The sequence below is a fragment of the Candidatus Rokuibacteriota bacterium genome (assembly GCA_016209385.1).
Lineage (GTDB): Bacteria > Methylomirabilota > Methylomirabilia > Rokubacteriales > CSP1-6 > JACQWB01.
Map to the genome: position 1 here is coordinate 1 of JACQWB010000095.1, position 4,784 is coordinate 4,784.

At 67.8% G+C, this 4,784-nt stretch carries 4 protein-coding genes; all 4 read left to right on the top strand.

Features of this window, described 5'->3' with window-relative positions:
* Positions 1-1,272 (top strand): arginine--tRNA ligase (locus HY726_06515; GenBank protein ID MBI4608639.1); only part of this gene is annotated, 1,272 nt, incomplete at its 5' end.
* Positions 1,272-2,072 carry an SPOR domain-containing protein gene (locus HY726_06520; protein MBI4608640.1) on the top strand — a complete coding sequence of 267 codons (801 nt, stop codon included), beginning with the start codon at positions 1,272-1,274 and terminating at the stop codon, positions 2,070-2,072. The genes HY726_06515 and HY726_06520, both read left to right, overlap by 1 nt.
* A gap of 11 nt (positions 2,073-2,083) precedes the next feature.
* Complete coding sequence (gene hpt / locus HY726_06525; protein MBI4608641.1) at positions 2,084-2,662, top strand: hypoxanthine phosphoribosyltransferase; 579 nt, start codon at positions 2,084-2,086, stop codon at positions 2,660-2,662.
* Between the two features lie 45 nt (positions 2,663-2,707).
* On the top strand, positions 2,708-4,525 hold the full coding sequence (locus HY726_06530; protein MBI4608642.1) for an ATP-dependent metallopeptidase FtsH/Yme1/Tma family protein: 1,818 nt from the start codon (positions 2,708-2,710) through the stop codon (positions 4,523-4,525).
* The last annotated feature ends 259 nt before the right edge of the window (positions 4,526-4,784 follow it).

The window sequence follows — 4,784 nt, forward strand, 5'->3', positions numbered from 1 at the left end:
ACGGGCCCGCTGGTGATCGTCAACGCCCGGGCCGCGGCTGTGGGCGATGCCCTTGCGCGCATCCTGCGCTCCCAGGGCGCCGCCGTCTTCACCGAATACTACGTCAATGATGCCGGCAATCAGGCGACGATGCTGGCGCGCTCCCTGGAAGCGCGCGTCCGCCAGGCCCTGGGGGAAGTCGTTGAGCTTCCCCAGGAAGGGTATCCGGGCGAGTATCTGGTGGACCTGGCCCGGGAGTACCTTGCCGAGGAGGGGTCGCGCTCGCTCTCCGAGCCCGAGGCAATCCGCCTGGAGCAGTTCGGCCGGTACGCTGTCCGTCGGATCCGAGAAGAGCAGGAGCGCGTGCTCAGGGAGTACGGCGCGGAGTTCGACCGCTGGGTCTCCGAAGATCTCCAGATCCGGAAGCCCGGCCTCCCCGAGAAAACCATCGAGCTTCTCAGGGTGCGGGACCTCGTCTATGAGGCCGAGGGTGCGCTCTGGTTTCGCGCCTCGCGCTTCGGCGACGACGAGGACCGGGTCCTCGTCAAATCCGACGGCGAGCTGACCTACTTTGCGGCGGACATCGCCTACCACCTCTTCAAGTTCCGGGACGTGGACAGGCTGATCGACCTCATCGGGCCGGACCATCACGGGTACGTCCCACGCATCAAGGCAGCCATGCTCGCGCTCGGCAAGCCCGCCGAGGCCATCCAGGTTCTCATCGTCCAGCTGGTAACGCTCCTAAGAGGGGGCCAGCCAGTGCGCATGTCCAAGCGACGAGGGGAGTTCGTCCTGATGGAGGAGCTGATCGAGGAGGTGGGCCGGGACGCCGCCCGCTTCACCTTCCTCACGCACCGCCACGACAGCCCGCTCGAGTTCGACCTCGAGGTAGCGACACGGCAATCCGCCGAGAACCCGGTCTACTACGTCCAGTACTGCCACGCGCGCGTGTCGAGCCTCTTCCAGCACCTGAAGCAGCAGAAGCTCGCCGTCCCCGAATGGGCGAGCGTCGACCTGTCGCGGCTCGTCCTCCCGGAGGAGCTGACCCTCATCAAGCGGCTCCTGCAGTTTCCCGACGTCGTGGCCGGTGCCGCTCGGACGCTCGAGCCCCACCGGCTCGCCTATTACCTCCAGGAGCTGGCCGCGGTCTTCCACCCGTACTACAACCGGCACCGCGTGATCTCGCACGATCGGGCGCTGACCCAGGCGCGCCTCGCCCTCGCCGCGGCCCTGGGGCAGGTGATCCGAAACGGCCTCGAGCTGCTCGGCGTGTCGGCGCCGGAGAAGATGTGATGCCGGCCCGCAGCGCGACGCTCGGCCACCGGGTTCATCCCGGCCGTCGTCCGGGCGCCGTGCTCGTCCTCACGTCCCTGATCATCCTGTCGCTGACCTTCTTTCTGGGTCTCCTCGTGGGACGCCACTGGGCGCCGGGCCACGAGAAGGAGCGGCGCCCGGCCCACTCGGCAGCGCGGGGCCTCAAGGACCGGGATGTCGGGAAGCCGCCACAGATCCAGGAGAAGCTGACCTTCTACCAGACCCTCACCGCGCCCCTGGCTCCGGCGCCGCCCAGGCGCGGGCGCGGGCCCGCCGAGGCGAAGCCTCCGACGCTGACAGAGCCTGAGCCGGCGGTCCCGGCGAAGAACGAACCTCCGACGAGCGAGGGGCCCGCGGGCGCGCTATCCGGGGGCGCCGCGGGTCGAGCGCCCACCCAAGCCCAAGGCGCACCCGGGAGACCCACGCGTTCGCGTGGGTACCCCGCCTGGGTACCCGTCCGGCCGGCGCAATCGGACGGGGGGAGGTTCGGAAGGGGGGCAACGCCCCCCTCCGAGGGAAAGGCTCCCGGCGAGGGCGTCGCGGTCCACCCGTGGACCGTCCAGGTCGCCGCCTACCGGAGTCGGGATCAGGCCGAGGCGCTCCAGCGGTCGCTCGCAGCCGCGGGCTATCACGCCTACGTCACGACGGCGACCGGCCAGGACGGAAGCGTTCGCTACCGCGTGCGCGTGGGGAGCTACCCGAACCGGAGTGAAGCCGAGAAGGTCTCGCAGCGGCTCGGGAGCGAGCGCGCGCTGACGCCCTTCCTGGCGCCCCGGTAGGAGTCCGGGGGATGGCGCATCGCCTCGGACGCGTGCTGATCGCGCAGGAGGAGATCGCCGAACGGGTCCGCGAGCTCGGGAAGGCGGTGGCCCGCGACTACGCCGGCCGTGACCCGTTGCTGGTCGGGGTGCTGAAGGGCGCCGTGATCTTCCTGGCCGATCTCATCCGCGCCACCGACATCGCGGCGACCGTGGATTTCATCGGGGTGTCGAGCTACGGGACGAGCAGCCGTTCCTCCGGAGTGGTCAAGATCACCTCCGACCTGTCGGTCAGCATCGAGGACCGCCACGTGCTCCTCGTCGAGGACATCATCGACACGGGACGCACGATCAACTACCTCAGGCGGAACCTTCAGACGCGCCACCCCCGGAGCCTCAAGCTCTGCGCGCTCCTCGACAAGGCGGAGCGACGGGAAGAGGAAGTCGTGATCGACTACTTGGGCTTCAGCATTCCCAACCACTTCGTGGTCGGTTACGGGCTCGACTTCGAGGGGCTCTACCGGAACCTGTCCTACATCGCGGTCCTGGAACCCGACCCGGCGGCCCCCGGCGGCCTAGCCGCCTTGTCGCCCGAACTGCCTGTGTTATAATGCTTTGGTAAGCGCCGCCGGGACAGGAGCATGAAAGCCCCTCAGATGAACCAGTTCTACAAGAACCTGGCCCTCTGGATGGTGATTGGGCTGATCGTCATCCTGCTTTTCAACCTGTTCAACAACGCCAGCCAGTCGTCGCGGGAGGACGTCGTCTTCTCGGACTTCCTGCGCAAGGTCGAAGCCGGCGAGGTCAAAGAGGTGACGATCCGCGGGAACATGCTGAACGGACGCCTCGCCGACGGCTCCGCGTTCCGGACCTACACGCTCGACTACCCGGACCTGGTGCGGATGCTCCGCGACCGCGGAGTGCGAATCATCGTCAAGCCGCCGGACAGCAACCCCTGGTACGCCATCCTGCTCCAGTGGATCCCGATGCTCCTGTTCATCGGCGTCTGGATCTTCTTCATGCGCCAGATGCAGGGGGGCGGCGCCAAGGCGCTCTCGTTCGGCAAGGCGCGGGCGCGGCTGATCTCGGAGAAGCAGAACAAGGTGACGTTCCAGGACGTCGCCGGGGTAGACGAGGCCAAGGAGGAGCTCCGGGAGATCATCGAGTTCCTGAAGGACCCGCAGAAGTTCCAGAAGCTCGGGGGGAAGATCCCGAAGGGCGTGCTCCTGGTCGGCCCGCCGGGCACCGGCAAGACGCTGCTGGCGAAGGCGATCGCCGGTGAGGCGAACGTTCCCTTCTTCTCCATCTCCGGGTCGGACTTCGTCGAGATGTTCGTCGGGGTCGGAGCCTCGCGGGTCCGCGATCTCTTCGAGCAGGGGAAGAAGCATGCTCCCTGCATCATCTTCATGGACGAGATCGACGCGGTCGGGCGGCACCGCGGCGCGGGTCTCGGCGGCGGCCACGACGAGCGCGAGCAGACCCTCAACCAGCTCCTGGTCGAGATGGACGGCTTCGAGACCAACGAGGGCGTGATCCTGATCGCGGCCACGAACCGGCCCGATGTGCTCGACCCGGCCCTCCTGCGTCCCGGCCGCTTCGACCGGCAGGTGGTGGTGCCGCGGCCCGACGTCAGGGGGCGGGAGGAGATCCTGCGCGTTCACGCGCGCCGGGTCCAGCTGGCTCCGGACGTGGACCTCAAGGTCCTCGCGCGCGGGACGCCGGGCTTCTCGGGCGCCGACCTGGCGAACCTGGTCAACGAGGCAGCCCTCCTCGCCGCACGTCAGAACAAGAAGTACGTGGAGATGATCGACTTCGAGAACGCCAAGGACAAGGTCCTGATGGGTGTCGAGCGGCGCTCGATGATCATCAGCGACGAGGAGAAGCGGACGATCGCCTATCACGAGGGCGGGCACGCGCTGGTGGCCGACTTCCTTCCGGGTACCGATCCGATCCACAAGGTCACGATCATCCCGCGCGGCCGGGCCCTCGGGCTGACTCAACAGCTCCCCCTCGACGACAAGTACAACTACTCGAAAGACTACCTGGTGAACCGGATCACGATCCTCCTGGGCGGCCGGGCGGCTGAGGAGATCGTTCTCCAGCAGCAGACCACGGGGGCGGGCGACGATCTCGAAAAGGCCACGGAGATGGCCCGCAAAATGGTCTGCGAGTGGGGCATGTCCGAAAAGCTGGGACCGCTGACCTTCGGGAAGAAGGAGGAGCATATCTTCCTGGGCCGGGAGTTCGCGCGTCATCAGGACTACAGCGACGAGACGGCGATCCTGATCGACAACGAGGTGAAGCGGATCGTCACGGAGTGCGCGGCTAAGGCTCGGCAGATCGTCGCGGAGAACCTGGAAAAGCTCCACGCGCTGGCGCGGGCCCTCCTGGAGCGCGAGTCGCTGGACGGCGAGGAGATCGCCAGGATCCTTCACACCCGCCCGAGCTTCCAGGAAGCGCCTGCCCCGGCATAGGAATCGGAGGGGGCCGCGACGGCCCCCTCCGAGCCACCCCCAGAATTAGATTGCGCAGGCGAAGCCTGCGCTCGATGCGAAAGGTTGGAGGGGGGCGTTGCCCCCCTTCCGAAGCCTCCTCCCCAAAACAGCTTGCGCTGGCGAAGCCTGCGCTCGAGCATCGGAGGGGGCCGGGCCCCCGACGCCGAAGGCGTGGGGAGGGGCCCCCTCCGAGCCACCCCCAGAATTAGATTGCGCAGGCGAAGCCTGCGCTCGATGC